Origin of the sequence: Parafrankia sp. EAN1pec, from assembly GCF_000018005.1 — a bacterium.
Lineage (GTDB): Bacteria > Actinomycetota > Actinomycetes > Frankiales > Frankiaceae > Parafrankia > Parafrankia soli.
In genome coordinates this window covers 4,884,923-4,909,259 of the sequence record NC_009921.1, presented here as the reverse complement: position 1 = coordinate 4,909,259, position 24,337 = coordinate 4,884,923, and the positions used below count along the sequence as shown (strand labels likewise).

The 24,337-nt window shown below is 72.0% G+C and carries 25 protein-coding genes and 2 pseudogenes; 17 read left to right on the top strand and 10 right to left on the bottom strand.

Annotated features, from left to right (window positions below):
• Positions 1-65 precede the first annotated feature (65 nt).
• Positions 66-1,376: a hypothetical protein gene (locus FRANEAN1_RS20015; protein WP_020461647.1), complete on the top strand. Its 1,311-nt coding sequence runs from the start codon at positions 66-68 to the stop codon at positions 1,374-1,376.
• A gap of 39 nt (positions 1,377-1,415) precedes the next feature.
• Here FRANEAN1_RS20015 and FRANEAN1_RS20010 read toward each other — a convergent pair whose 3' ends face one another.
• A complete protein-coding gene (locus tag FRANEAN1_RS20010; protein ID WP_020461646.1) occupies positions 1,416-2,162 on the bottom strand; it encodes a dienelactone hydrolase family protein in 747 nt (248 codons plus the stop codon).
• Positions 2,163-2,635: 473 nt separating this feature from the next.
• Between FRANEAN1_RS20010 and FRANEAN1_RS20005 the strand changes: the two genes are divergently transcribed.
• From FRANEAN1_RS20005 to FRANEAN1_RS19980, 6 genes are all read left to right on the top strand, one after another.
• Positions 2,636-4,102 carry an MFS transporter gene (locus FRANEAN1_RS20005; RefSeq protein WP_020461645.1) on the top strand — a complete coding sequence of 489 codons (1,467 nt, stop codon included), beginning with the start codon at positions 2,636-2,638 and terminating at the stop codon, positions 4,100-4,102.
• Positions 4,103-4,246: 144 nt separating this feature from the next.
• Entirely contained in the window at positions 4,247-4,861 is a 615-nt protein-coding gene (locus FRANEAN1_RS20000) for a TetR/AcrR family transcriptional regulator (RefSeq protein ID WP_020461644.1), read from the top strand.
• 129 nt (positions 4,862-4,990) lie between these two features.
• Positions 4,991-5,572, top strand: a complete 582-nt coding sequence (locus tag FRANEAN1_RS19995) for a hypothetical protein (RefSeq protein ID WP_041254431.1) — start codon at positions 4,991-4,993, stop codon at positions 5,570-5,572.
• A 100-nt stretch (positions 5,573-5,672) separates the two neighbouring features.
• Positions 5,673-6,017, top strand: coding sequence for a PadR family transcriptional regulator (locus FRANEAN1_RS19990; RefSeq protein WP_020461642.1), 345 nt, complete (start codon positions 5,673-5,675; stop codon positions 6,015-6,017).
• Positions 6,014-6,352, top strand: coding sequence for a hypothetical protein (locus FRANEAN1_RS43725; RefSeq protein WP_020461641.1), 339 nt, complete (start codon positions 6,014-6,016; stop codon positions 6,350-6,352). The genes FRANEAN1_RS19990 and FRANEAN1_RS43725 overlap by 4 nt, the downstream gene beginning before the upstream one ends.
• Complete coding sequence (locus tag FRANEAN1_RS19980; RefSeq protein WP_020461640.1) at positions 6,319-7,077, top strand: hypothetical protein; 759 nt, start codon at positions 6,319-6,321, stop codon at positions 7,075-7,077. Before FRANEAN1_RS43725 ends, FRANEAN1_RS19980 begins: the two co-directional genes overlap by 34 nt.
• Here FRANEAN1_RS19980 and FRANEAN1_RS19975 read toward each other — a convergent pair.
• A complete protein-coding gene (locus tag FRANEAN1_RS19975; RefSeq protein ID WP_157472721.1) occupies positions 7,031-8,674 on the bottom strand; it encodes an alpha/beta hydrolase in 1,644 nt (547 codons plus the stop codon). The two genes, FRANEAN1_RS19980 and FRANEAN1_RS19975, sit on opposite strands and share 47 nt — an antisense overlap.
• 301 nt (positions 8,675-8,975) lie before the next feature.
• Positions 8,976-9,458, bottom strand: coding sequence for a helix-turn-helix domain-containing protein (locus tag FRANEAN1_RS19970; RefSeq protein WP_041254427.1), 483 nt, complete (start codon positions 9,456-9,458; stop codon positions 8,976-8,978).
• A gap of 55 nt (positions 9,459-9,513) precedes the next feature.
• On the opposite strand from FRANEAN1_RS19970, the gene FRANEAN1_RS19965 reads away from it, so the two are divergent.
• Together FRANEAN1_RS19965 and fabG are read left to right on the top strand one after the other, a co-directional pair.
• Complete coding sequence (locus tag FRANEAN1_RS19965) at positions 9,514-10,932, top strand: MFS transporter (RefSeq protein WP_041254426.1); 1,419 nt, start codon at positions 9,514-9,516, stop codon at positions 10,930-10,932.
• Positions 10,933-11,126: 194 nt separating this feature from the next.
• Entirely contained in the window at positions 11,127-11,888 is a 762-nt protein-coding gene (gene fabG / locus FRANEAN1_RS19960) for a 3-oxoacyl-ACP reductase FabG (protein WP_020461636.1), read from the top strand.
• A 100-nt stretch (positions 11,889-11,988) separates the two neighbouring features.
• Here fabG and FRANEAN1_RS19955 read toward each other — a convergent pair whose 3' ends face one another.
• Both FRANEAN1_RS19955 and FRANEAN1_RS19950 read right to left on the bottom strand, forming a co-directional pair.
• Positions 11,989-12,444: an SRPBCC family protein gene (locus FRANEAN1_RS19955; protein WP_020461635.1), complete on the bottom strand. Its 456-nt coding sequence runs from the start codon at positions 12,442-12,444 to the stop codon at positions 11,989-11,991.
• Between the two features lie 31 nt (positions 12,445-12,475).
• Positions 12,476-12,889: a metalloregulator ArsR/SmtB family transcription factor gene (locus FRANEAN1_RS19950; RefSeq protein WP_020461634.1), complete on the bottom strand. Its 414-nt coding sequence runs from the start codon at positions 12,887-12,889 to the stop codon at positions 12,476-12,478.
• Between the two features lie 222 nt (positions 12,890-13,111).
• Between FRANEAN1_RS19950 and FRANEAN1_RS19945 the strand changes: the two genes are divergently transcribed.
• Positions 13,112-14,365, top strand: a complete 1,254-nt coding sequence (locus FRANEAN1_RS19945) for a magnesium and cobalt transport protein CorA (protein WP_020461633.1) — start codon at positions 13,112-13,114, stop codon at positions 14,363-14,365.
• Positions 14,366-14,456: 91 nt separating this feature from the next.
• Positions 14,457-15,692: an EAL domain-containing protein gene (locus FRANEAN1_RS19940; RefSeq protein ID WP_020461632.1), complete on the top strand. Its 1,236-nt coding sequence runs from the start codon at positions 14,457-14,459 to the stop codon at positions 15,690-15,692.
• A 78-nt stretch (positions 15,693-15,770) separates the two neighbouring features.
• Here FRANEAN1_RS19940 and FRANEAN1_RS19935 read toward each other — a convergent pair whose 3' ends face one another.
• Positions 15,771-16,187 (bottom strand): nuclear transport factor 2 family protein, encoded by a 417-nt coding sequence (locus tag FRANEAN1_RS19935; protein ID WP_020461631.1) that lies wholly within the window; start codon positions 16,185-16,187, stop codon positions 15,771-15,773.
• A 34-nt stretch (positions 16,188-16,221) separates the two neighbouring features.
• Positions 16,222-16,362: a hypothetical protein gene (locus tag FRANEAN1_RS41315; RefSeq protein ID WP_020461630.1), complete on the bottom strand. Its 141-nt coding sequence runs from the start codon at positions 16,360-16,362 to the stop codon at positions 16,222-16,224.
• Between the two features lie 267 nt (positions 16,363-16,629).
• On the opposite strand from FRANEAN1_RS41315, the gene FRANEAN1_RS19930 reads away from it, so the two are divergent.
• Positions 16,630-17,241 carry a hypothetical protein gene (locus tag FRANEAN1_RS19930; RefSeq protein WP_020461629.1) on the top strand — a complete coding sequence of 204 codons (612 nt, stop codon included), beginning with the start codon at positions 16,630-16,632 and terminating at the stop codon, positions 17,239-17,241.
• Between the two features lie 73 nt (positions 17,242-17,314).
• Here the strand turns inward: FRANEAN1_RS19930 and FRANEAN1_RS19925 are convergent, their stop codons facing one another.
• Both FRANEAN1_RS19925 and FRANEAN1_RS19920 read right to left on the bottom strand, forming a co-directional pair.
• Positions 17,315-18,346, bottom strand: a complete 1,032-nt coding sequence (locus tag FRANEAN1_RS19925; protein WP_020461628.1) for an NAD(P)-dependent oxidoreductase — start codon at positions 18,344-18,346, stop codon at positions 17,315-17,317.
• Between the two features lie 16 nt (positions 18,347-18,362).
• The gene (locus FRANEAN1_RS19920) at positions 18,363-19,265 is read right to left on the bottom strand and encodes a LysR family transcriptional regulator (RefSeq protein ID WP_041254422.1); all 903 of its coding nucleotides are present in this window, start codon (positions 19,263-19,265) and stop codon (positions 18,363-18,365) included.
• Positions 19,266-19,708: 443 nt separating this feature from the next.
• On the opposite strand from FRANEAN1_RS19920, the gene FRANEAN1_RS19915 reads away from it, so the two are divergent.
• The 4 genes and pseudogenes from FRANEAN1_RS19915 (at position 19,709) to FRANEAN1_RS19900 (ending at position 22,302) form a co-directional block, all read left to right on the top strand.
• Complete coding sequence (locus FRANEAN1_RS19915; RefSeq protein WP_020461626.1) at positions 19,709-21,145, top strand: LLM class flavin-dependent oxidoreductase; 1,437 nt, start codon at positions 19,709-19,711, stop codon at positions 21,143-21,145.
• A gap of 16 nt (positions 21,146-21,161) precedes the next feature.
• Positions 21,162-21,419, top strand: a pseudogene (locus FRANEAN1_RS19910) (LLM class flavin-dependent oxidoreductase); the annotation flags it as partial.
• 132 nt (positions 21,420-21,551) lie between these two features.
• Positions 21,552-21,743 (top strand): annotated as a pseudogene (locus tag FRANEAN1_RS19905) (LLM class flavin-dependent oxidoreductase); the annotation flags it as partial.
• A 4-nt stretch (positions 21,744-21,747) separates the two neighbouring features.
• A complete protein-coding gene (locus FRANEAN1_RS19900; RefSeq protein WP_020461623.1) occupies positions 21,748-22,302 on the top strand; it encodes a flavin reductase family protein in 555 nt (184 codons plus the stop codon).
• Between the two features lie 238 nt (positions 22,303-22,540).
• Here FRANEAN1_RS19900 and FRANEAN1_RS19895 read toward each other — a convergent pair whose 3' ends face one another.
• A complete protein-coding gene (locus FRANEAN1_RS19895) occupies positions 22,541-23,260 on the bottom strand; it encodes an IclR family transcriptional regulator C-terminal domain-containing protein (protein WP_020461622.1) in 720 nt (239 codons plus the stop codon).
• A 178-nt stretch (positions 23,261-23,438) separates the two neighbouring features.
• Here FRANEAN1_RS19895 and FRANEAN1_RS19890 point away from each other — a divergent pair, with 178 nt between their 5' ends.
• Positions 23,439-24,092, top strand: a complete 654-nt coding sequence (locus tag FRANEAN1_RS19890; protein WP_020461621.1) for a nitroreductase family protein — start codon at positions 23,439-23,441, stop codon at positions 24,090-24,092.
• The last annotated feature ends 245 nt before the right edge of the window (positions 24,093-24,337 follow it).

Below are 24,337 nucleotides of genomic sequence, written 5' to 3'. Positions count from 1 at the left end.
AATGACCTGGTCGCCACGCGGGTCGCGCACGATCCGCTTCGGGGTTCGTCCGGTAGAACCGGAGCATGAGCTCGGCCGACGATCCCAGGGCGACACCGGCAGACGACGATCCCACCACCATGACGGGTGGTGCCCAGACGGCGGCACCACCGTCGTCGCGGTGCGTCTTCCCTGGCTGCGAGCGGCCCACCGCACCCGCCGACCGGCCTGGACGGCCACCGTCCTACTGCGAGGATCCGGCCCACAACCGGCTCGCGGCCTACCGCCGTCGCCGCGACCTCGCCCGCCGGGAGAGCACCCCGCCCGCCGGCGGTGACCCGGCGGCCGTGCGTCCGCCGGTCGCGCGGCCGATCGCCGCCGGGCGGCTGCGGGCCGACGAGCTCGCCGCCCAGATCCGCGCGCTGGCCGCCGACCTGACCCGTTCCCTGGACGGATTCTCCCGGGAGATGGCCGGCCTCGGGGATGTCGCCCGCGCCGAGGCGCAGGTGGAGGCGGCCGAGGCCGATGCCGCCGAGCGGGTCGCCGAGGCGGTGGCCCGGGCCGTGCGCGCGGAGCAGGCCTCTCGGGCGGAGCAGACCGCCCGCGGGGAGGCCGAGGCGGTGGCCGCCGAAGCCGTCGCCGCCCTCGAGGATGCCGAACGGCGACTGGCCACCGCCGAGGCGGCGCACGCGGGCGCGGTCACCGATGCCGAGACGGCCCGCCGGGAGGCCGCCGCGGCGGTGGAGGCGGCGCGCGCTGACGCCGACGCCCGCGTCGAGCAGGCGCAGGCCCGGGCCGACGACGATGTGGCGCGTGCCCGGCGGGAGGCGGCCACCGAGATCGGTCGGGTCCACGCCGAGGCAGAACGGGTCCGCGCCGAGCTGACCGCTGAGACGGACCGGCTGACCGTGGCGTTGCGGGCCGCGGAACGGGCCGCCGAGCGGGACGCGGCGGCCCTGCGTGAACTGCGAGCGGACCGCGACCATCTGCGGGCCGACCGGGACCGGATCCGTGACGACGCCCGCCGCGAACGCGACGAGCTGGCCCGGGCGCACGCCGACGCCCAGACCGAGACCGCCCGGGTCCGCGCGGCCGCCGCCGAGGATCTCGAGCGGGAACGGGCGGCCGCCACCGACCAGCTGGAGCGGGCCCGCACCGAAGCGGCGTCCCGGCTGGCGGCCGAGCAGCAGGCCGCCGCTGAGCGGCTCGCCGTGCTCACCGACGCCCGCGCCGAGGCCCGGACCCGCGCCGAACGCGCCGAACGGCAGGTCGACGAGCTCACCGCCGAGCTACGCACCGCCCGCGCCCAGCCCCCGTCCCAGCCCCAGCCCTCACCGGCCGGTGGACGTCCGGCCGGCGAGGTGCCGGTGCCACCGGGTCGCCCGGCGGTCGAGTGAGCCTGCCGGCCCCGCGATGAGCCGGGAACCGGGGTGGGATCAGGCTGCGGGACGCAGAGTGCGGGCGAACAGCGCCAGCGACTTCTCCCAGTGCCGCTCGGCCGCCGCCTCGTCGTACACGGGGAAGTCGACCAACGCGAACCCGTGCCGCGCGGGGAGGATCTCCGCCTCGTAGTCGACCTTCGCCTCGTCCAGCGCCGCCACGAGCCGGGCGTGGTCGGCGTCGGTGTGGTGGGCGTCGCCGGTGGCGATCGCGATGTACAGGGCGGCGCGGATGCGGTCCGCCGCCAGGTACGGGCTGGACGGGTCGTCGCTGGCCAGCCCGCCGCCGTGGATCGACGCCGCCGCCGCGACCCGATCGGGGTGTGCCGTCGCCGCGGTGAAGGCCATCCGACCGCCGATGCAGTAGCCGATGGTCCCCACCGGGCCGGGCAGCGCGCCCGGCTCGTCGGCCAGGGCGTCCAGCAGCGCGCCGGTGTCGGCCATCACCCGCTGCGGGGTTGCCTGGGAGACGACCCGCCCCAGCCGGGCGCGCTGCTCGGGGTCGGCGAAGTCGATCTTCTCCGGTGCTGCCGCGTCGGCCCCGGCGCGGTAGAACATGTTCGGCAGGGCCACCAGGTAGCCGGCCGCCGCCAGCCGCCCGGCCATCCGCTGCACCGTCTCCCGGACGCCGTAGGCATCCGGGTACATGATCACAACCGGGGCGGGGGCGCCGCCGTCGGGGGCATGGAGATCGACGTCCATCAGCCCGTCTGCCGTCTGGACGTCACGTCGGGACACCGCCATCGGGATCACCTTCCACTCACGCCGCCCCCCGTGCCCGGGCTCCGGTGGGCGGATCCCGGCGGGGACGGCCACCACGTGGCCCACCCACAGTCCGCGGCCGAGCCGGCCACCAGGGTCCGGCATCCAGCTCCGGATGTGTCCGGAGCCGGGAATCCGACGCCCTCCGGGAGCCTGACACCCCAGTCCACCCGCCACGACCGGCGGGGGACGGGACGCCGGATGACGCCGGCCGCCCTCCAAAGCATTCACCAGCGCCACCTGGCCGCGTCGACAAGGGGGGACGGGACGGTGGGCGGGGCCGCGCCCGGCCCACCGGCCGCACGGCAGGCCGCCAACGGCCGTCAACGGCCGGCTCCCGGCTCACGGTGGCGATCCGTCGCCGGAGGAAGGCCCGGGCCTCGATGGGAACGGAGGATCGACTCCTGTTACGCTCCTTGCGGAGCGGAGGCTCCGTTCCGTACCCTGGAGGGTCCATGATCCAACCTGCCCGCAGAGCCCACCACCAGGTCACGTTTGCCGTACTGGCGCTCGCCGTGGCCACCTACGCCCTGCTGCAGTCACTGGTCACCCCCGTGCTACCCACGATCATGGAAAGCCTGCACACCAACCAGACCACGGTCACCTGGGTGCTGACCGCCTACCTCCTCTCCGCCTCGATCTTCACCCCGATCATGGGCCGCATCGGCGACGCCGTCGGCAAGAAGAAAATGCTGCTGGTCGCCCTCGGCGCACTCGCCGCGGGCTCCGCCCTGGCCGCGATCGCCACCGGCATCACCCTGATGATCATCGCCCGCGTCATCCAGGGTGTGGGCGGCGGCATCCTCCCGCTCGCCTTCGGCATCATCCGCGACGAGTTCCCCCTGCCGAAGGTCTCCAGCGCCATCGGCGTCCTGGCCGCGCTGACCGCGGTCGGCGCCGGCCTCGGCCTCGTCCTGGCCGGCCCGATCGTCGACCTGCTCGACTACCACTGGCTGTTCTGGGTTCCCCTGATCATGGTGCTGCTGGCCGCCGCGGCCGCCGTCGTGTTCATCCCGGAATCCGCCATCCGCACCCCCTCCAGGATCAGCATCACCCCGGCACTGCTGCTCTCCGCCTGGCTGGTCTGCCTGCTGCTCGGCCTCTCCGAAGGCCCCGACTGGGGCTGGACGTCCGGCAAGGTGCTCGGCCTGCTCGCCGGCGCCGTCATCATCGGCGGAGCGTGGGTCGTCGTCGAGACCCGCTCCACCGCCCCACTGATCGACATGACCATGATGCGCCTGCCGGCCGTCTGGACCACCAACCTCGTCGCCCTGCTCATCGGCGTCGGCATGTACGCCCTCATGGCGTTCCTGCCGCAGTTCGTACAGACCCCGACCTCCGCCGGATACGGCTTCGGCGCCACCATCACCGAATCCGGGCTGATCCTGCTGCCGCTGAGCATCACGATGTTCGCCGTCGGGATCGCTTCCGGCCCGCTGGCCGCCCGCTACGGATCCAAGGCCGTCGTCGTCACCGGCTCCGCGGTCACAATCATCTCCTTCGTCCTGACCGCCTTCGCCCACCACGACAAGTGGGAGGTCTACATCGCCACCGCGGTGATGGGCATCGGGCTCGGCCTGGCCTTCTCCGCCATGGCCAGCCTCATCGTCGAGGCCGTCCCGGCCCACCAGACCGGCGTCGCCTCCGGCATGAACGCCAACATCCGCACCATCGGCGGCTCGATCGGCGCCGCACTGATGGCCACCATCGTCACCTCCGGCGCCGGAGGTGACGGCATACCCAAGGAATCCGGCTACACCAACGGCTTCGCCATGCTCGCCGGCGCCACCGTGCTCGCCCTGATCGCCGCCCTCGCCATCCCGGCCGCCCGCCGGGGCCACCCGGCGACCGCCCAGGACCTGCCACACGCCGAGCTGGGGCTGGTGCCCGGCGGCACCCTGCTCGGCGCCGACCCGGAGTAGACCGCACCGGCCAGGGCATACCAGCTAGGGCCCTACCAGCCGGGACAATCAGGCCAGTCACCCCGTCAGGCCGACCACGGTCCGTCGGCGCCCACGGCTATGGTGGTAGCCGATGATCGTGTAACCATGCTGAGGCGGACTACAGTGATCTCCACGGCTACCAGCGGTGGGAACCAGAACACCGGAGACAGCACCGCGACCGACGCCGGGCCGCGGCTGCGCCGAGACGCCGCCGCCAACCGCCAGCGCCTGATCACCACCGCGATCGAGGTCTTCAACGACGAAGGCATCGAAGCCGGCGTCGAACACATCGCGCAGCGCGCCGGGCTCGGCATCGGCACGCTCTACCGCCACTTCCCCACCAAACAGGCACTCATCGAATACCTGATCCACGAGATCCTCGCCGACATGGCCGGGGCCGCCGAAGCCGCCCGCAACGCGCCCGGCGGGCACGGCCTGGAACGCTACGCGCGCGCCGTCGCCAACACCATGGCCGCCCACCGCGGCTGCCTGGCCCGCCTGTGGGAACGCGCCCCCGCACCCGAACAGGAGAAGATGCGCCACACGGTCGCGGACCTGCTGCGCGACGCCCAGACCGCCGGCGTGATCCGCGACGACGTCACCCTGACCGACGTCCTGATGACCCTGCGCTCCGTACGCGGAGTCGTCGAGGCCCCCGGCGACAACCCCGCCCAGGCCTGCCAGCGCCACCTCGACTTCATCTTCGCCGGCATGCGCCCCGCCTCCGTCCAGCGGTAACCGGGAACAACAGAAGTCCACCGGCAGACCTCGGCCCACCGGCCGCACAGGCGTGTCGAACCCGCGGACGACCGGCGGGTTCGACATACCATCTGACTCCTGACAATGATCAGGAGAGGCTGTCTGGTCGTGACGCTCGCCGCCCGGGAACGGGCACATCCACAAGTGGACGACGCGGTCACCAAGGCGGCGACCCGCTACCGGCGCAGCCGCCGCCTGGCCGGCATCGGCATCGGCACGCTACTCCTCACCCCCGACTGGGCCCTGGCCGCCGCCACCATCGCGCGGCACCTGACCGGAACCCACCCGGGCACCCCCTGGACCGCGGTGGCCATCGTCCTGGCCGCCGCGGGAACACTCGGCTACGCCGCGATCTTCGGGAGCCGGGCCGGCGCCCAGATCCGGGAGCGACTGCCCTACGACCGGGTCGACGACCTGGCCTACCACTACCTGCGCGTACGCCAAGAAGCCGCCGCCGGCGGCGTGACAGCGCCCCCACCCGAGCTCCTGGCCGCCGCCGGCCGCGCCGCCCGCCGCCTCAGCGTCACCTGCCCGCACAGCGCCTCCCGACTCAAGGCCGCGATGCTCGCCCAGCGCTACTTCGACAACGCGGCCGGCGCACGCACCCCGGGCCACCGCCACGGAGCCCTCGACCTCGCCGAAACCCTCGAGACAACCCACCACCTCCTCGCCTCTCTCCGCCCCGTCTGACCGGCCCCGACGGCGCCGATCGGGGTCGATCGGCAACGCTGGAACGCCAGCCCCGCAGAGACGTCCACAGATATACAGATCATCGGTATATACTGATGATGTGGGTATTGAGGATATTCGCGAGCCGACCTTCCTGGTGCTCGCGGCACTCGCCGACGGCGCCAAACACGGGTACGCGTTGATCCGCGAGGTCGACACCATCTCCCAAGGCCGGGTGACCCTCCGAGCGGGCACCCTCTACGCCGCCCTCGCCCGCCTCGCCGACCAGGGCCTCGTCCGCCAACGCGGCGAGGAGATCGTCGACGGCCGGCTACGGCGCTACTACGACCTCACCGACGCCGGCGCCGAGGTCCTCGCCGCACAGGCCGACCGACTACGGGCGAACGCCGCCGAGGCCGACCGCCGACTCCGCTCCCGGGCCCACCTGCGGACGGCCCAGGCATGACCACCCCACGCCTCGAGAGCACCTACCGTCAGCTGCTGCGGTGCTACCCACGCCGCTGGCGGCAGGACAACGGCGACGAGGTCGTCGCCACCCTCCTCGACGCGGCGGACGCCGACGGACGCACCAGGCCGACCCCCGGCGACGTCGCCGATCTGGTCGTGCACGGACTCGCCGCCCGGTGCGGCGCCTCACTCGGCCTGGTTCCCGCGGCGGTGTGGCACCGCATCGCCACGACGGCCTTCGCGTCCCTCGCCGTGCTGTCGGCGGGCCTGCTCGTCGTCGCGGAGTGGCTCCCTGAACCGTGGGCGCGCCTACCACTACCAGCACCGGCCTGAGCTTCGGCCCGTTCGTCACCCTCGGCGTCGTCGTCTACCCGCTGCCGATCCTCGCGTTCACCGCCGCCGCGTGCGGCGCCCGGCGCGCCGCACGCGCACTGCTGGGGCTCACCTGCCTCGCGGTATTCGCCACGGTGCCGGCCGCCGCGCACAGCGACGCCGAACGACCCCAGATGTACCTGCTCGTCGTCCTGTGCCTGCTGGCCGCGATGGCGGCCGCCGGCCTGCCACCGACGATCCGCCGCCGCGACCTGTTCGCCGCGGCGGCGGTGTTCGGCCTGTTGTTCGCCATGGCTACCGCCCGCAGCATCTCGCTCTTCCACCAGGCGTACTCCGGCGCTCCCTGGAACTACTGGAGCTACCCGTTGCTCGCCTACCGCGGCCCCACCGGGCTCCTCGACACCCTCGAGATGACCATCCCGGCTGCCGTCGTCATCGGCGCCCTCGCCGCGACCATGGTCAGCGTGCGACATCCCGGCTGGATCCTCACGACCTCCGTGATCGGCGGAACATTGTCACTCATGCCGATCGCGGACTCGGTCCGCTACGGGCGCTGGGCATGGGAGGACAACTACGCCGGGAGCGGATTCGTCCTCCTGTTCGGCCTCATCACGATCGCAGCCACCATCGACCTGTTCCGCGCCGCCGGGCTGAGAGTTGTCCGGACCGACACGGCCGTCACTCCGGAAGCGAACCCGGGGGAGCCGGCGGACGGGTGCAGGTGAGGTCGGCGCTGGGCAGGGTGCCCGACCGCAGGTAGGCATTGACTGCGTCGTCGACACAGCCGCTGCGCACGCCGTACACGCCGTGCACCCGTGCTCCGCGCAACGTCACCAGTCGCGACGAGGACAACGCCCGGTGCAGCGCCCGGCTGCCCGCGTACGGCGTGCGGTTGTCCTTCTCCGCGGCCACCACCAGCGCGGGCACAGCATTCGCCACCCGGGTCGGTGCCTCCACCGGGCGCACCGGCCAGAACGTGCACGGGGTCAGGTTCCAGATCGCCGCACCCACATGCGGCTGCGCCCGCTGATGACGGCGGATGTCCGCCAGGTACTCACCGGCCACACGGGACGCCGGCACATCCCCGCACAGGACCGCGAGCTGCGCGCTCTGGAACGCGCTGATCGACCCCGCCGGCACCGCCTCCACCCGGCGCCCGGGTGACCCGCCGGGCAGCGTCGGACCGCCGGTAGCGACACCGTCCAAGAACTCGTCGAGGTAGGGGTTCTCCGCCGGGGCACGGCCATCCGCCGCGTCAGCGAAGGCCCGCACACCCATCGCCAGGACGTCGGACGCCTCAGCGCTGTCGTCGACGAGTGCATCAATGAGCAGCCCCGGGATGTCCCCGGCGTCGTACTCCACGCCGTCCACGGTCAGCGGACCGCGCACGGCCGCGGCGTAGATCCGGTCAACGGTGGCCAGCACCTCCGCGGCCGTGCTGCCAAGCCCGAACTGGGCGTCCCGCCCGGCGGCCCAGCCGGCCCACTCCCGCAGCGCGCCCTCGAGCAGATCCCCGGTGTCGCGCAGCACCCGCGGGTTGTACGTCGCCGGATCCACCGCGCTGTCGAGCACGAAACGATCGACCCGGTCAGGGAACATCTGCATGTACACCGCACCCAGGTAGGTGCCGTAGGAAAAGCCAAGAAACGACGTCTTCCGCTCATCAAGCGCAGCACGGACAACATCCATGTCACGAGCGGTGTTCCGCGTCGACGCGAACGGCAGCACATCGGCGTGCACCGCGCACGCCTGCGCTATCGCGGCCTGACCGTCGGCGGTGCGATCGAAACTGTCCTGGGCGGGGCCGCCGGCGCGCGGCCAGGGCCGCTTCAGGATCGGCCCGCAGTCCAGCGGTGCGCTGCGGCCGACGAAACGAGGGTCCATCCCGACCACGTCGAAGCCGTCCGCCGCCGCACCGAGCAGCCCACGCAGGTCCGGGGTGGCGTCCAGAGCAGGGCCGCCGGGACCGCCAATATTGATCATCAGAATGCCGCGCCGGTGGGCGGTGTCGGCTGCCCTGATCCGGGACACCCCGAGGGTGATCTCCCGGCCGTCGGGGCGGGCGTAGTCCAGCGGGACGCTGATCCCGGCGCACTGCGCGCCGGCCGCGTCCAGATAGGAGCCGATCGCGTCGTTGGGGCCGGTCCGGCATTCGTGCCAGCGCACCGGCTGGTTCTCGAACGGGGCGAGGGCCGGGTTCAGGCTCGCCACACCGGGCGGGGCGGGATCGGGCGCGCCGTCCGCCGCCAGCGCCCCGGGGATCGGCCCGGTGAAGGAGCCGACCCCGACGAGGGCCGCGGCGCCGACAACGACACCGCACATCCGCGTGCGTTTCTCATCTCGTCTCATCGCCAGCCAGGATCAACGCGGACGGCCTTTTCCCCGAGGTCCCGGGAAACCGGGCGTTTCCATGATCAAGGCGACATTAATCCTATTTGGAGGTACTCGATAATTCTGTTTGCCTTGATTTGCTATTCAAGATCATGAATTGGAAGGCCGCGGCGTCAACACTGTTGACTATCTTGAGTTTCGGGACGCCACGCAGGGGCGCGGGGCGGACACGCCGCTCCCCCACCGCACCTACCTGGTGTTCCAGCGGCAGGTCGTCGACGCCTTCGCGCGCTCAGGCCTGCGCTGACCGGGCGGGCAGGAGATCCGCGCTGCCGCCGGGGCCGACGACCGCGCGGATGTCGCCCGGGCCCACCGGCTCGCCGCACTGCGAGCAGGTGGGCACCGTGTGGAAGACCTCGCCGCAGCCGCGGTGCCGCACGTTCACCGGCGGGCCCGCGGGCGCGGCGTACCGGTCGCCCCACTGCCGCATCGCGGACAGCACCGGCCACAGGTCGCGGCCCTTGTCGGTGAGCCGGTAGTCGTAGCGCGGCGGATGCTCCTGGTAGGCGGTCCTGGCCAGGACGCCGGCCTCGACCAGACCGGCGAGGCGCTGGGTGAGCACGTTGCGGGAGATCCCGAGCCGCCGCTGGAAGTCGTCGAAGCGGCTCACCCCCAGGAAGGCGTCGCGCAGGATCAGCATCGTCCACCACTCGCCGACGACCTCGAGGCACTGGGCCACCGAGCAGTTCATGTCCGCGAAGCTCTTGCGCTCCATGACCGGCACGCTAGTCAGTTGCGTGATGGAACGCCAGCGCCCTAAGTTCAGTTGCATGACAGAACTGATGATGGACCGGGGCGTCTCGCCCCCACGACGCCGCGAGGCGTCCGGACGCGAGGTTCTGCTGATCGTCTGCAGTGGCGTGATCCTGGCGAGCCTCGACCTGTTCATCGTCAACGTCGCGCTGCCGCAGATCGCCCACGATCTCGGCGAGACCGACCTGAGCCGGCTGTCGTGGGTGCTCAACGGCTACGCGGTCGTCTACGCGGCGCTGCTCGTCTTCTTCGGACGGCTCGCCGACCGGTACCGCCGCGACCTCGGCTTCCTGCTCGGCGTCGCGGTGTTCACGCTCGCGTCGGCGGCCTGCGCGGCGGCCACCACCGTCGACATGCTGATCGGCTTCCGGCTCGTGCAGGCCGCCGGGGCCGCGCTGGTGACACCCACCTCACTGGGCCTGGTGCTCGCGGCCCACGAACCCGAGCGCCGTCAGGGCGCCGTGCGCACCTGGACCGCCGTCGGCGGGATGTCGGCGGCGATCGGCCCGGTCGTCGGCGGGCTGCTCGTCGCCGCCAGCTGGCGCTGGGCGTTCCTCGTCAACGTCCCGGTCGGCCTCGCGGCCCTCGTCGTCGGCTGGCGTCGGCTGCCGCGCCTGGCCGGCCAGCCGACCGAGCGGCCCGACGCCGTCGGCGTGCTGCTGGCCACCGGCGGGGTCGGCCTGCTGACCGCCGGGCTGGTCCGGGGGCCGGACTGGGGCTGGTCCTCGGCGGCGCTGGTGGGATCCCTCGGCGGCGGGGTCGGCCTGCTCGTCCTGTTCGCCGTCCACTGCGCCACCAGCCGGAACCCGCTCGTGCACCCGTCCCTGTTCACCTCCCGGCACTTCACCGGCGCCTCGATCGTCGCGCTGTTCTTCTCCGCCTCCTTCGGCGCGATGCTGCTGTCGATCGTGCTCTGGGAGCAGGGCCAGTGGGGATGGTCCGCGCTGCAGGCCGGCCTGGCCATGGCGCCTGGGCCGCTCATGGTCCCGCTCGTCTCGTTCGGCATCACCGGCAGGCTGATCACCCGCTACGGGCCGGCGATCGTCATCGGGCTGGGCAGTGTCATCTTCGGCGGCGGGGTCGCCTGGTGGGCGCTCGCGATCACCACGGAGCCGGACTACGTCTCCGGCGTGCTCGGCGGCATGGCCCTCACCGGGATCGGCGTCGGCCTGACCCTGCCCACCATGATGTCCACGGCCGCCGCGTCGCTGCCCCCGCAGTCGTTCGCGACCGGCTCCGCGGTCGTCAACATGGTGCGCCAGACCGGCATCGCCCTGGGCGTCGCCGTCACCATCGCGGTGCTCGGCGAGTCGTCGGTGGCCAGCGGCATCCCGCTGCACCTGTTCGCCCGGGTCTGGTGGGTCACCGCCGCCCTGTCGTTCGCCGGAATCGTGCCCGCCGTGGCCCTCCTGCGCCGCCCCGCCCGCACGGCTTGAGCACCCGACCGGCGACGTTGTCGACCGGTGGCGTTCGGGGCCGCGAACCGGTTGACTTTAGGCCGCCGGGCCGGTGTGGGCCCGGTGCCGGCGGTGGTCCGGTCGCACCGGCGACTCGCCCGCGGCGGACGGCTGCCGGCGTGTGTCCGATCGCCACGCCGTCGCGCGTGGCGTCTGGTGTGAGGAGCCGGTCCGTGTCCGAAGCCCCGTCCCGCGTCGCGATCGTCACCGGAGCAGCCCGCGGCATCGGCGCCGCCATCGCGCAGCGCCTGGCCCGTGACGGCATGGCGGTGGCCGTGCTCGACCTCGAGGAGTCAGCGGCCAAGACCACCGTGGATGCGATCGCGGCCGCGGGCGGGAAGGCGATCGCCCTGGGTGCCGACGTCTCCGACGCCGCCGCGGTGGACGCGGCCGTCGCCCGGGTGGCCGCCGAGCTCGGCGCGCCGACGGTGCTGGTCAACAACGCCGGTATCACCCGCGACAACATGCTGTTCAAGATGACCGAGGGCGACTGGGACGCGGTCATGGGCGTCCACCTGCGTGGCTCGTTCCTGACCGCCCGGGCCACCCAGAAGTACATGGTGGACGCGAAGTGGGGCCGGATCGTCAACCTCTCCAGCATCTCCGCGCTGGGCAACCGCGGCCAGGCGAACTACTCGGCAGCCAAGGCAGGCCTGCAGGGGTTCACCAAGACGCTGGCGATCGAGCTGGGCAAGTTCGGCATCACGGTGAACTGCGTGGCGCCCGGGTTCATCGTCAGCGACATGACGCGGGCGACCGCCGAGCGCCTGGGTGTCGGCTGGGAGGACTACCTGGCCGTGGCGAAGTCGAAGATCCCGGTCGCCCGGCCCGGCGAGGTCGACGACATCGCCCATGCGGTGTCGTTCTTCGTCGGCGAGGGCGCCGGCTTCGTGTCCGGCCAGGTTCTCTACGTCGCCGGCGGCCCGAAGGCCTGAGCCTGTGGGCGGCCGGTGCCGCACTGGCGCGGCGCCGGCGTCGGCTGCCCGTCGGTACGGCGCCGCCGAGCGCCGTTGCCGAACGCCATCGGGGGACGCGTCAGCGGGCGAGCAGCTCGTCGAGACGCTGGTAGCCCTCGCTGAGACCCTCCTCCATGCCGGAGGCGAGGAAGGCGTCGCGGGCCTCGAAGGAGTCCACCAGCGACGTGGCGACGAGCCGGGTGCGGCCGCCACCGAGGTCGGTGAAGGTCACCCGCTCGAGGGCGACGCCGTCCGGGAAGCCCTCGAAGGTGAACGTCTGCACGATCAGCTCGGGCGGGCGGACCTCGTGGAAGCAGCCGTGGAAGCCGAACTCGTTGCCGTCGCTGACGTGCAGGTAGCGGTAGGAGCCCCCGGTCCGGCAGTCGTAGTGGTCGATGACCATCCGGTGCCGGCGCGGGCCGAGCCACTGAGCGACCAGATCCGGGTCGCTGTGGGCGCGGAAGACCTTGGCCGGCGGCGCGTCGAACTCGCGGGTGATCCGCACCAGGGGGACGGTCGTGTCGGTGGCGGGCATGTCGATGCTCCTGTCAGGCTCGTCGGTCAGCTCAGGTCGTCGGTTCGGTCGGGTCGGGTGACTCGGTCGGGTCGGGCGGCCCCGCCCGGTCGGGTGGGTGGCGGGGCGGCATCGGGTGGACGTCGTCGGGCATGGCGCGCAGGACGTCGTCGAGGCGCCGGTAGCGCTCCTCGGCCTGGCGGCGGTACCGCTCGAGCCACGTCGTCAGGAGGTCGAGGACGTCGGCCTCCAGGTGCATCGGACGCCGCTGTGCCTGCCGGCCGCTGCTGACCAGGCCGGCGTCCTGCAGCACCCGCAGGTGCTTGGACACCGCCTGGACGGTCATGTCGTAGGGCGCGGCGAGCTCGTTGACGGTGGCGTCCCCCACCGCCAGGCGCGCCACGATGTCGCGCCTGGTCGGGTCCGCCAGCGCCGAGAACACCCGGGACAGCGTGTCCGCCGCCACCACCGGCACTCCCCCTCTGCATTCCCCCAGGCCGGCCACGATCAGCCGGCCACTTACTCAACTGATTGGTTGAATACCGAGCTTAGGCCGCCTCACCCAGGTCGTCAACCAGTTGGTTGAGGACAGGGCGCGGCCACCGGCCGCCACCGTTCGTCCCGCCGCGGTCACCGCCGTGGACCCAGGGCTCATCCGGGGCCGGGGCCGCCTGCGCCGTCCGCAAGGATGGACGCCGGGCCGGACAGGGGCCGCAGCGAGCTCGCGGAGGAGAACGGCGTGAACGGGCACGACCAGGACGGCACCGGCACCGGCGGACACCACGGGCACGGGCACGACAGCAACGGGCTCGACGACGGGCTCGACCTCGAGCACGGCGGCGGGTCGCTGCGCGACCTGCTCGCCGGTGCCCTGGCGCGCCCGGTGTCGCTGGTGCGCACCCGTCCCAAGCGGCCCCCGACGCCCACCGCCGAGCAGGTCCGTTCCGGGCAGGTCGTCGCCTGCCACGTCTACGCCGACGGCCAGCGGGTCCCCGACGGGTCGAACATGCTGACCGCCGCGCACATCGCCCGCCGCCGCCATGGCGCGTTCGCCTGGCTGGGCCTGTTCGAGCCCACCGACTCCGAGCTGGAATCCATCGCCGGCATCTACGGCCTGCCCGCGCTCGCCGTGGAGGACGCCGTCGTCGCCCACCAGCGACCCAAGATCGAACGGTACGGCAGCACGCTGTTCGTGGTGCTCAAGACCGCCTGCTACGTCGAGCACGGCGAGCTGACCGCGGACACCGAGGTCGTCGTCACCGGCGAGGTGATGGTCTTCATCGGCTCCGACTTCGTCGTCACCGTCCGCCACGGTGCGCACGGTGGGCTCCAGCAGCTGCGCGGCGAGCTGGAGGGACGGCCGGAGATGCTGCGCCACGGGCCGTCCGCGGTGCTGCACGGCGTGTGCGACCGGGTCGTCGACGACTACCTGGCGGTCGTCGACCGCATCGAGGCCGACGTGGACGCCGCCGAGGCCTCGGTGTTCGAACGCTCGGCGCGGCCGTCGGTGGAGAAGCTCTACCAGCTCAAGCGCGAGATCCTCGAGTTCAAGCACGCGGTGACCCCGCTGACCGCCCCGCTGCGGTCGCTGTCCGACACCCCACTGCCGATGATCGACCCGCACGTGCGTGACCACTTCCGGGACGTCTTCGACCATCTCGTGCAGGCCACGCAACGGATCACCCACCTCGACGAGCTGCTGTCGTCGATCCTGCAGGCGACACTGACGCAGGTGACCATCGCGCAGAACGAGGACATGCGCAAGATCAGTGCGTGGGTGGCGATCGGGGCCGTGCCCACCGCGGTCGCCGGGATCTACGGAATGAACTTCGACCACATGCCCGAGCTGCGGCAGGTCTGGGGCTATCCGGCCGTGCTGGTGACAATCGCGACTGCCTGCCTGTTCCTGTACCGGGCGTTCCGCCGCAACGGCTGGCTCTGAACTCCTCGGGAGCCCTCGGCGGCCCCTCGGCCCGTGCCGCGGTGTGTGTGCCGCACCGGCCTGGGCATGCCGTAGCGAGGAGGTGGTGCCCATGGCGCGTCCGGCGTCGCCACTGGGCCCACCGATCGAGGTCGTGGAACCGGACCCCGCGGTGGCCGACCTGCTCGGGGTGCTGCGCCGCCACCTCGGTATGGACCTCGCCTGGCTGGGCCGGGTCGAGGGCGACCTGCTGGTGCTGCAGGTCGTCAACGGCGACGCGGCCGGTTTCGGCATCGCGCCGGGCAGCACGATCCGCCGCGAGGCGGCCCTGTACGCCCAGGTACTCGCCCACGATCAGCCGGTCATCATCCCCGACACCCACCGCGACCCGCGGACCGCCGACGCGGGCACCGTCCAGGTACTGGGTATCGGGGCGTACGTGGCCACGCCGGTCTACGACAACGACAACGACATCTACGGCATCCTCGGCTGCCTCGCGCACCAGCCCCGCCCGGAGCTGCGCGAACGCGACGGCCGGTTCCTCAGCCTGCTGGCCGCGTTCCTCAGCGACGCCGTCATCGACCTGCACCGGGTGTGGGAGACGCGCAGCCGGGTCTCCCGGGTGATCAACGACCTCATCGACGCCGGTGGCCCGCAGATCGTCTTCCAGCCGGTGGTCGACCTCTCCGATGGCGGCGTGGTGGGAGTCGAGGCGCTGTCACGCTTCCCGGGATCGACCGACGACCCGGAGGGCTGGTACGCCGTCGCCAGCAGCGTCGGGCTCGGCACGGACCTCGAGCTGACGGCCATCCGGCGCGCGCTGACCGTGATGTCCGAGCTGCCCAACTCGGTCACCCTCGCCGTGAACGCCTCACCGGCCACCATCACCTCCGGCCTGGTCGGCCTGCTGGCCCCGTTCCCGGCCTGCGAACGACTGATCGTCGAGATCACCGAGCACGAGTACTTCAGCGCCGACCCGGTGGTCATGCGCGGCATCCACGCGCTGCGCGCGCTCGGCGCCCAGATCGCGGTGGACGACATCGGCACCGGCTACGCCGGCCTCGAACAGCTCATCCACCTGCGGCCCGAGATCGTGAAACTCGACTACCTGATCACCCACGGGATGGACGGCGACCCCGCCCGCCGCGCCGTCGCCGCCGCCATCGTGGACGTCGCCGCGGAGATCGGCGGCTGCGTGATCGCCGAGGGCATCGAGAACACCGCCGAGCTGCGGGTCGCCATCGACGCCGGCATCGACTTCGGCCAGGGCTATCTGCTCGGCGCACCCGCCCGCACCGCACGCGCCGCCTGCACCCCGGCCGTCGCACTCGCCAACCGCCCCGGCTGACCCCCGCACAACGGGGCGCGAGCCGACGTACGGCGCCGGCGCCGGCGCTCCGGTGTTCCGCGGAACACCGGGTCCGGTTCAGGGGTGGCCGGTCTCCGGCAGGTCGACAGTGTTGCGGCGGTAGTGGATCCTCCAGCCGTCCGGAGTGCGCACGTGCCGGCTGTGGTGGTGTCCGAACCAGATGACGCGAGTCAGCCCGTCGTCCTGGGTGCGGCCGACTCCGTAAAGCATCGCGGAACGGGCGGTGTCACCGTCGACGGTGATCCGCGGGTTCATCTCCATTACCGCGGCGAGCATCTCCCTGATCGCGGCCCGCCCGCGTGCCGTCCGACCCGTACTCATCTCGAACTCGCCGTCCTCCGCCCACAGCTCGGCCCAGGCATCGAGGTCACGGGCGTCGAGCAGCTCGCCGTAGTCGATCAGACTCTGCCGGATCTCCTCCCGGTCCTCCAGCAGTTGCACGCGCTCTTCGAGGCTCAACCTGCTTCTGCTCATGACGAGTAGCTTTGACCAAAAAATTTGCACTCAGTCAATATAATTCTCTCGGCAGCACCGCCCGGTCGCACAGCACGGTCGCCGCGTCACGCGTCGCCAGTGGCAACCCGATGCCGCCGATGTGGCGGCCGACCTCCGCCAGCACGATCTCCGCCAGCACGATCTTGGTGGGCACGTGCCGCGCGGGGAGCGGGTGCGACGCCTCATTTCTCGCGCGATCCGCCTCCGTTACCGAGGCGGCGTATATGCACTGATAGGAAGCCGGTCGTGTCTTCGGCGGTGAACCTCCATTTCCGGCACGGGGCCGGTGTTCTGCCGGGGGCGCACGTTACTTTCTGCCGGGAAAAAGTCACGACGGTGCCTGGCGAGCTCCCGGATAGTGCCCTGCTTCGGCCGGTGATGCCGTGACGACCGTTCCCGACACGCGAAGAAGGGAGCATTCATGAAAATGTGGGTACAACGCGCGGCTCGGTGCTTCGGCATACTCGCCGTCGCCGGCGGCGTGGCGCTCACGACCACCTCGCCGGCCTCCGCGGCGGCACCGAACACGGGAATCGGTCTCCGGGCGAGCGGGCTCATTCCCAGAAGCCCGGTCGTCGTCAGCACCTTCCCGGGCACCTCGCCGAACCACCGGGTGGGCATCAGGGTCCCGTCGCTGCTCAGCATCGGCGTCGTCGACACCACGGCGGGCCCGACCAGCGCCAGCGCGACGGTCGGCAACGTCGCCGTCGCGCTGTCGGATGTCACGACCGTGCGCGTTGGCAAGGTCAAGTCGAGCTGTGCCTATGACCCGTCCACCGGGACGGTCAGCGGGAACGCCACCGTCACGAACGCGCGAATCGTACTACTCGGAATACCGATCGCGCTCCGGCTTGACCAGGCACCGAACACAACCATCGCCCTGCCCGGCGGCCTCGGCACGCTGACCGTCAACCACCAGACACTCAGGGCGGACGGCACACTGACGGTCGAGGCAGTGTCGATCAGCCTGTTCGGAGGTCTCGAGAAGGTGGTCGTCGCAACGTCGGTCTGCAACAAGGCCGTACTGGCCTGACAACCGGAAATTCCCGCGCAAAGGTCGGGCGGCGCCGAGGCGTCGCCCGACCGAAAAGGAGCGCGGCGCGGAGTCAGTAGCCGGCCTCGACGTCGACGACGCCATGCAGCGGCCGGCCCGCGCGCCAGCGTTGCAGGTTGTCTGCGAAGAGGTCGAAGCCGCGGCTGAGGCCGCCGGGAGCCGACCAGGACAGGTGCGGCAGGATCCGGACGCGGGCGTCATGGCGCAGCGGATGGCCGGCCGGCAGCGGTTCGGGGTCCGTGACGTCCAGACTGGCGCGGGACACCGTCCCGGCGGCCAGCGCCCGGACCAGCGCGTCGGTGTCGACGATCCGCCCCCGGGCGACGTTGACCAGGTGCAGACCGGGCTTGGTGACGACGAACGCCGCGTCGTCCAGCAGCCGGTCCGTCTCCGGGGTCAGTGGCGCGGCCACGACGAGGTGGTCCGTCTCGCCGACCAGCTCGGGCAGGGTCCGCACCACGGTCACGGTCGGCTGTTCGGCCGGGCGTCCGCTGCGGCGCAGGGCCAGCAACCGGGTCCCGAACCCGTCCAGCCGGCGAGCCAGCTCCTGACCGATGGACCCGAATCCGATCAGCCCTACCGTCCGACCGACGAGAGTGCCCAACGGCTCGGTGAGGAACGGCTCGTTCGTCTCGGCCTCCCAGATCTGCGGGATCCGCTTCTCGGCGGCGAGCAGCAGGCTGACGGTGAGCTCGGCGATCGCCGGACTGTTCGCCCCGCGGCCGCAGGTCACCGCGCGGCCGGCGAGGCGGTCGAGCGGGAAGCCGTCGACCCCTGTCGACAGGAAGTGCACCCAGCCGGCCCGCTCGAGCGCCGCCAGCACGCCGGCCGGCGGCGAGCCGCGCAGCGCCGAGGGCATCACCAGGACTGTCACCGGGCCCGACGACGCCGGCACGACCTCCCCGCCGAGAACGTCGACGACGTGCGCCTCGGCGCCGAGCCGGGACCGGATCAGCTCGACGGCCGGGCTCGGGACCACGGCCGCGATCACCGTGGCGGTGGTGGGCGGGGTGGGAGTCGGGACTGCGGGTGTTGGTGCGGCGCCGGGTAGCGGTGCGGCTCCTGGTAGTGAGGTGAGCGACATGGTGCGCTGGCTCCCGTCAGGCTCCGGTGGCGAGTTCGAGATGCGCGGTGTTCCGCTCCGCGGCCGGCAGCTGCGCGAGCACCTGCCGCAGTGCCTCCGCGACGCGCTGTGCGGTCTTCGTGGAAAGGCCCTGCCTGGCCCAGAGGGCCAGCAGCAGCGGGGCCGGCCTGGGCAGGTCGTCGCGGGAGACGAGGCCCTCGGGGGTCTGGCCGAACGTGGCCAGCAGCGCGATCCCGAGGCCGGCCCCGACCGCCGCCTGCACGCCGGCGAGCTGCATGGCCTCCGCGCCGATCACCGTCTCGATCGCGTGGAGCGACAGCGTCTCCAGCGCCCGGGACCGCAGCGCGCAGGGCTGGTCGAAGGCCACCACCGATATCGGCTGTGCCGCCGACGGCCGCCGCCAGGCCGGGGCGGAGTACCAGGTCAGCTCCAGCTCGCCGACCGGCTGCGCGCGGGGGTCGTCGGCCGGGCCGAGCAGCAACGCCAGGTCCATCCGGCCGGCCTCGAGCCCCTCGCGCAGCGTGGTGCCCCGATCGATGCGGAACCGGACGCGGTGGTGGGGCAGTGACTGCCCCAGAACCGTGGCGAGGACAGGCAACAGCTGGGCCGCGCCGTGCTCGGTCGAGCCGATGAGCACGGTCTCCTCGATCTCCTCCAGGCCGAAGCCGTGCAGGGTCTCGTCGTGCAGGCTCAGGATCCGCCGGGCCTGGCCGAGCAGTTGCTCGCCGTCCCGGGTGAGCTGGGATCCACGCCCCTGGCGCTCGACCAGGACCCGTCCGGTGGCGGATTCGAGGCGGCGCACGTGCTGGCTCACCGCCGCCTGACTGAGATGCAGTGCCGTCGCGGCCCGCTGGAAACCGCCACAGTCCGCGACAGCCACGAAGCTGCGCAGCGGCGCGATGTCCAGAGTCCGGCGCATGCCACACACGCTACTTGTCAAACTCTTTATGTTCATCGGGATGATAGAAAATCATCACGAGTCGTGATGGGTCTCCATCGCGAACCGTCGTTGGACATCCGGTCAGGCACCCCGCATGCTGATCGGCATGGCCCAGTCGACCACCGTGCTGCTCACGTGTCGTCGCTGGTTGGACCTTGCGCGCAGTCAGGCAGCCCGCTGTCACTGACCCGATCCGTCCGCCGACCTGATCGGATTACAGACCGACTCCCGGTTGCCCTGCGTCACCACTGATCCGACCTGGCCAGTGCCTCGCGAGGCGCCGACCGGAGGGCGCGGCGGCGCATCCCGTTCAGATCCCCTCCCGCCCCATCAGCGCGCCCGTCATGCCGGGATCCGGCGCGATCCGGTCGACAGAGCCGTCCCAACGCACTCGCCGCGCGATCACCAGGAAGGTTCCACCGATGTCCGCTCGCACGCTCAAGCTGGGCGCCGTCCTCATCGGGGTCGGCGGCCCGGGGCAGCACAACACCTGGCTCAGCCCCGAGATCCCGGGCAACGCCAGCGTGGACGTCCGCTGGTACATCGCCCGCGCGCAGCAGGCGGAGGCCGCGAAGTTCGACCACGTCTTCATCGTGGACAGCCAGTTCATCACCGCGGACTCGCCGAACCACTACCTCAGCCGGCTCGAGCCGCTGACGCTGCTGTCCGCGATCGCCGTGCACACCAGCCACATCGGCCTGGTGGGGACGATCACCACCTCCTACAACGAGCCGTTCAACGTCGCCCGGCGGCTCGCCTCGCTCGACCACATCAGCGGCGGCCGGGCCGGCTGGAACGTTGTCACCAGCGGTGACGCCGGGACCGCGGGCAACTACAGCCGCGACGAGCACTACGACTACGCCACCCGGTACGGGCGGGCGCACGAGCACGTCCGGATCGCGCAGGGGCTGTGGGACTCTTACGAGGCCGACGCCTTCCCCCGGGACAAGGACCGCGGCGTCTTCTTCGACCGCGACCGCCAGCACGCGCTGAACCACAAGGGCGAGTACTTCTCGGTGGTCGGGCCGCTCAACCTCGAGCGCACCCCCCAGGGCCAGCCGGTGATCTTCCAGGCGGGTGACTCGGAAGAGGGCCGCGACCTGGGGGCGAGCATCGCCGACGCGATCTTCAGCCACGCCCAGACCCTTGAGCAGGCACAGGCGTTCCGCAGCGAGCTGCGGGCGCGGGCGGCGACCAAGGGGCGCGACCCCGAGCAGCTGCTCGTCATCCCGGGGATTTTCCCGATCATCGCCGACACGGACGAAGAGGCCCGCGCCAAGGAGGACGCGACCCTCGGCGCGAAGAGCTTCGAGCGGGCGCTGGCCGAGCTCGGCCGTCCCTTCGGCTGGCACGACTTCTCGCAGTACGACCTGGACGCACCGTTCCCCGAGGTCGGCGACGCCGGCGAGCGCAGCTTTCGGACCCAGGCGGAGGGGATCAAGAAGCTGGCCCGGGACAACAACCTCACGCTGCGCCAGGTGGTCGAACACCAGCTCACGGCGTTCCGCTCGCCCTTCGTCGGCTCGCCGCGCACCGTCGCGAACGAGATCGAGCGCTGGTTCGAAGACGGCGGCTTCGACGGCATCAACATCATGGTGACGGTCCCCAGCGAGTTCGCCCTGTTCGTCGACCAGGTGCTGCCGATCCTGCGTGAGCGTGGCGTCGCCCGCAGCGAGTACGAGTCCACGACGCTGCGCGGCAACCTCGGCCTGCCCGTCCCGGAGAACCGGCACACCGCGGCCCGCCGCCAGCAGCAGCACTCTGCCGCCGCCCCCACCGACGCCGCCGTCGCCGACAGCGCGCCCGCACTCGACGTCCCGCCGGCGCCCGCGGCCACGGAGTCGGCCCTCATCTCCTGACGCCCGGCGCTTCGCCCTGAACCTGCGCTTCCGCACCCATGACGACCTGGAACGCTTCACCGGTGAGGTGGTCCCGCTGCTACAGAAGCGCGGCGTGTTCCGCACCGCGTACGAGGGCGACACTCTCCGCGAGCACCTCGGCCTGCCGTTCCCCGTCAACCGCCACACCCCGGAGCGCGAGGCCGCCGCCGCTGGTGCTGGTGCTGGTGCTCGCTCGGGCGCCGAGCCTGCGGACACCTCCGCCCGGCCCGCGCTGAACGGGGTCAGCCCGTGACAGGCCCGTCCGGTGACCGGCCGCGTTTCCGGCTCGGCTTCCTCACCCATGTCCAGGGGCGGGGCGACTCCGCGGCCGCCTACCGCAATGCCCAGGAACTGTTCGTCGTCGCCGACGAGCGGGCTGTCCCGGGAGGAGGTGGTCGAGCAGCTGCGCCAGGAGCGGGTGCTGCCGGTCGCCACCGACCTGATCGCACAGTTCAACCCGGCAGTGGTCGACCAGGACGCGGCCATCCGGGCACTTGAGCTCATCGCCACAGTGGTCGCCCCCGCACTGGGGTGGCGTCCAGCGTCCGCCGCCGAGCTCGAACCGGCAGGAGTGTGAACTCATGACCTACCACCGCACCGCTCACCCGGCGCACCGCGGCGTACTCGACGCCGACCCGCCCGTACGGCGGGCCGCGACGCAGGTCTTCGACCCCGGGCGGCTGCGGAGCGTCTTCGGTGCCTTCCCCTCGGGCGTGGCGGCGGTGGCGGCGCTCGTCGACGGCGTGCCGGTGGGGATCGCGGCAAGCTCGTTCACCTCGGTCTCCCTGGACCCGCCACTGGTATCGCTGTGCATAGGCCACACGTCCAGTACCTGGCCCGCACTGCGCGCCGCGCCGCGGCTCGGGCTGAGCATCCTCAGTGCCGAGCAGGAGCGGGCGGCCCGCCAGCTCGCGGGCGGGCAGGGCGACCGTTTCGCCGAGCTGCGCTGGCGGGTGACCGACGACAGCGCCGTCCTGCTCGACGGAGCCAGCGCCTGGATCGAGACCAGCATCGACCAGCAGGTACGCGCCGGCGACCACGACATCGTCGTGCTGCGCGTGCACGACCTGGACGCCGACCACGACATCAGCCCGCTGGTGTTCCACGCCAGCCAGTTCCGCAGGCTCGAACGCTGACCGCACGGGATCGCCAGCGGTGCGCAGAGCTGAGCTCTCCTTGGTCCTCGCGTCCACCTGCCTGGGCGATGGGCACAAAAGTCGGGACTGTGGTGAGGTATCAGACCGACCAACCGCACAGCGGCGCCAACATCAACTCTAGACCAGGTGATCCCATCTGTTCGGCGGTCGTGGCAATCGGTGACCGGATGATGTGCGACGGTTCTGTTGTGTCAGATCGCCGTGACCATCGCGAGTGCTAGCCGGTGGAGGGCGGGGTGAGGTGGGCGGTGAGCGCGGCGGCTGTCGCGGCGAGCAACGGTGTGGCTCGCCGCGCGGCCGGGACGGACGGCGCTGTCACTGAGAGCGCCGCCACCGGACCGCCGTCGCCTGCCGGACCCACAGGCACGGCAACCTCGACCTCCCCCAGACGCCTTTCCTCCCTGGCGATCGCAGGCGAGCCGCTGCGGATGTCAGTGAACTGGCGGTGGAGCAGCCCTGGTGCGGTGACGGTGTACGGCGTGACCCGCACCAGGTCGCGCAGGACCTGCTGTCGTAGGGCGTCAGTACCGTGGGCCAGGAAGAGCTTGCCCGCGGCCGTTGCGTGCAGCGGCAGGTGCGATCCCCTCGACACGGCCGCGCCCAGCTCGTCGACGACGAGCAGCCGGTTGCCGTCGAGGGATGTGAGTGCGACGGCATGGCCTGTCGCCGTCCGCAGTCCACGCAGGTAGGGCCGCCCGGCCTCGGCGAGCCGGCGCTGGCACGGAACCTGGCCGCCCAGCACCCACAGTCGGGTCCCCAGCCGGTACGACCCGTCCGCCTGACGTTCCAGCCCTCCCCACGCCACGAGCTCCCGCACCAGCCGCAGCGCCGTGGGCAACGGCAGTTCTGCCCGCGCCGCGATCGTGGTCAGCCGCAGGCAGGCCGACCCGTCGGCAAAGGCGTCCAGGACGGACAACGCCCTGCCCACCGCCGACATACGCCACCTTCCCGACGCCGCGCCGCCCCGGCCATCGCGTGACATCTGTGATCAGTGCGCCACGTCCGCCGGTCGCCGCGTCATTTTCACCTGATGAAACCGGACGCTACCGCCCTGGCGCCGGTGGCGGGCAACCTGTGGATTCCCCGATCCGCACGAGGCCATGAGAGGCACGCGCATGCTGCTGAACCTGTCGCCCGACGAGCTGTTGTCCACCACCCGGGCGGTGCGCCACCGACTGGACCTGTCCCGGCCGGTGCCGTGGGAGCTCGTCCAGGAATGCGTCGAGCTCGCCGTACAGGCCCCGACGGGCCGCAACCGGCAGCGGTGGCACTTCGTCGTGGTCACCGACACGCAGCGGCGCCGCGCGCTCGCGGACGTCTTCCGGCGCGCGGTCGCCGCAGCCGACCCGCACGCCAGCCCGCTGACGCAGCGCGACTCCCAGCGGATGAACGCCAACCCGTCGTCGTTGTCCAGGATGCGCAGCGGCTTCCAGCACCTGTACGACAACATCCACCGGGTGCCCGCGCTCGTGGTCCCCTGCGTCGAGGGACGAACCGACCGCGCGTCCGTCCTCGCACAGTCGATGACCTGGGGCTCGATCCTGCCGGCCGTGTGGAGTTTCATGCTCGCCGCCCGCGCCCGGGGGTTGGGAACGGTGTGGACGACCGCACAGGCGCCCCTCGAACGCGAGATGGCCACGCTGCTGGGCGTCCCGTACGACCGGGTGATGCTGGCCGCGTTCATTCCACTCGCCTACACCGTCGGCACCGAGTTCCGCCCGGCGCCCCGTGTTCCCCTCGGCGAGGTTCTGCACCGCGACCAGTGGTGACAGGCGGCGGGCCGAGGTCAGGGCTGAGGCGCGTCGGGCGCACCGGCGATCGGCGAGTAGGTCGACGCGTCACCGGCCCGGTCGAAGTTCCAGGAGAGTTGGGGCTGCTCCGACGTCGATTCGGTCATCGTCAGGCTCCTCCGGCCGTTCAGTGCCTCGCACGACGACGGCGCGCGACGACGGCGGGGGTCGGGATGGCGGGTCCGGGCAATCTGGACACCGGTCCTGGCGCATGCTGCCCGCCG

Coding starts and splice junctions, on each gene's coding strand:
- FRANEAN1_RS19900 (WP_020461623.1), top strand. CDS start 21,748: ATGACCTACCACCGCACCGCTCACCCGGCGCACCGCGGCGTACTCGAC.
- FRANEAN1_RS19935 (WP_020461631.1), bottom strand. CDS start 16,187: ATGAGCAGAAGCAGGTTGAGCCTCGAAGAGCGCGTGCAACTGCTGGAG.
- FRANEAN1_RS19940 (WP_020461632.1), top strand. CDS start 14,457: ATGGCGCGTCCGGCGTCGCCACTGGGCCCACCGATCGAGGTCGTGGAA.
- FRANEAN1_RS19930 (WP_020461629.1), top strand. CDS start 16,630: ATGAAAATGTGGGTACAACGCGCGGCTCGGTGCTTCGGCATACTCGCC.
- FRANEAN1_RS19970 (WP_041254427.1), bottom strand. CDS start 9,458: ATGGAGCGCAAGAGCTTCGCGGACATGAACTGCTCGGTGGCCCAGTGC.
- FRANEAN1_RS19890 (WP_020461621.1), top strand. CDS start 23,439: ATGCTGCTGAACCTGTCGCCCGACGAGCTGTTGTCCACCACCCGGGCG.
- FRANEAN1_RS19895 (WP_020461622.1), bottom strand. CDS start 23,260: ATGTCGGCGGTGGGCAGGGCGTTGTCCGTCCTGGACGCCTTTGCCGAC.
- FRANEAN1_RS19945 (WP_020461633.1), top strand. CDS start 13,112: ATGGACGCCGGGCCGGACAGGGGCCGCAGCGAGCTCGCGGAGGAGAAC.
- FRANEAN1_RS19965 (WP_041254426.1), top strand. CDS start 9,514: ATGACAGAACTGATGATGGACCGGGGCGTCTCGCCCCCACGACGCCGC.
- FRANEAN1_RS20005 (WP_020461645.1), top strand. CDS start 2,636: ATGATCCAACCTGCCCGCAGAGCCCACCACCAGGTCACGTTTGCCGTA.
- FRANEAN1_RS19925 (WP_020461628.1), bottom strand. CDS start 18,346: ATGTCGCTCACCTCACTACCAGGAGCCGCACCGCTACCCGGCGCCGCA.
- FRANEAN1_RS19955 (WP_020461635.1), bottom strand. CDS start 12,444: ATGCCCGCCACCGACACGACCGTCCCCCTGGTGCGGATCACCCGCGAG.
- FRANEAN1_RS43725 (WP_020461641.1), top strand. CDS start 6,014: ATGACCACCCCACGCCTCGAGAGCACCTACCGTCAGCTGCTGCGGTGC.
- FRANEAN1_RS20010 (WP_020461646.1), bottom strand. CDS start 2,162: ATGGCGGTGTCCCGACGTGACGTCCAGACGGCAGACGGGCTGATGGAC.
- FRANEAN1_RS19975 (WP_157472721.1), bottom strand. CDS start 8,674: ATGTGCGGTGTCGTTGTCGGCGCCGCGGCCCTCGTCGGGGTCGGCTCC.
- FRANEAN1_RS20015 (WP_020461647.1), top strand. CDS start 66: ATGAGCTCGGCCGACGATCCCAGGGCGACACCGGCAGACGACGATCCC.
- FRANEAN1_RS19915 (WP_020461626.1), top strand. CDS start 19,709: ATGTCCGCTCGCACGCTCAAGCTGGGCGCCGTCCTCATCGGGGTCGGC.
- FRANEAN1_RS19920 (WP_041254422.1), bottom strand. CDS start 19,265: ATGCGCCGGACTCTGGACATCGCGCCGCTGCGCAGCTTCGTGGCTGTC.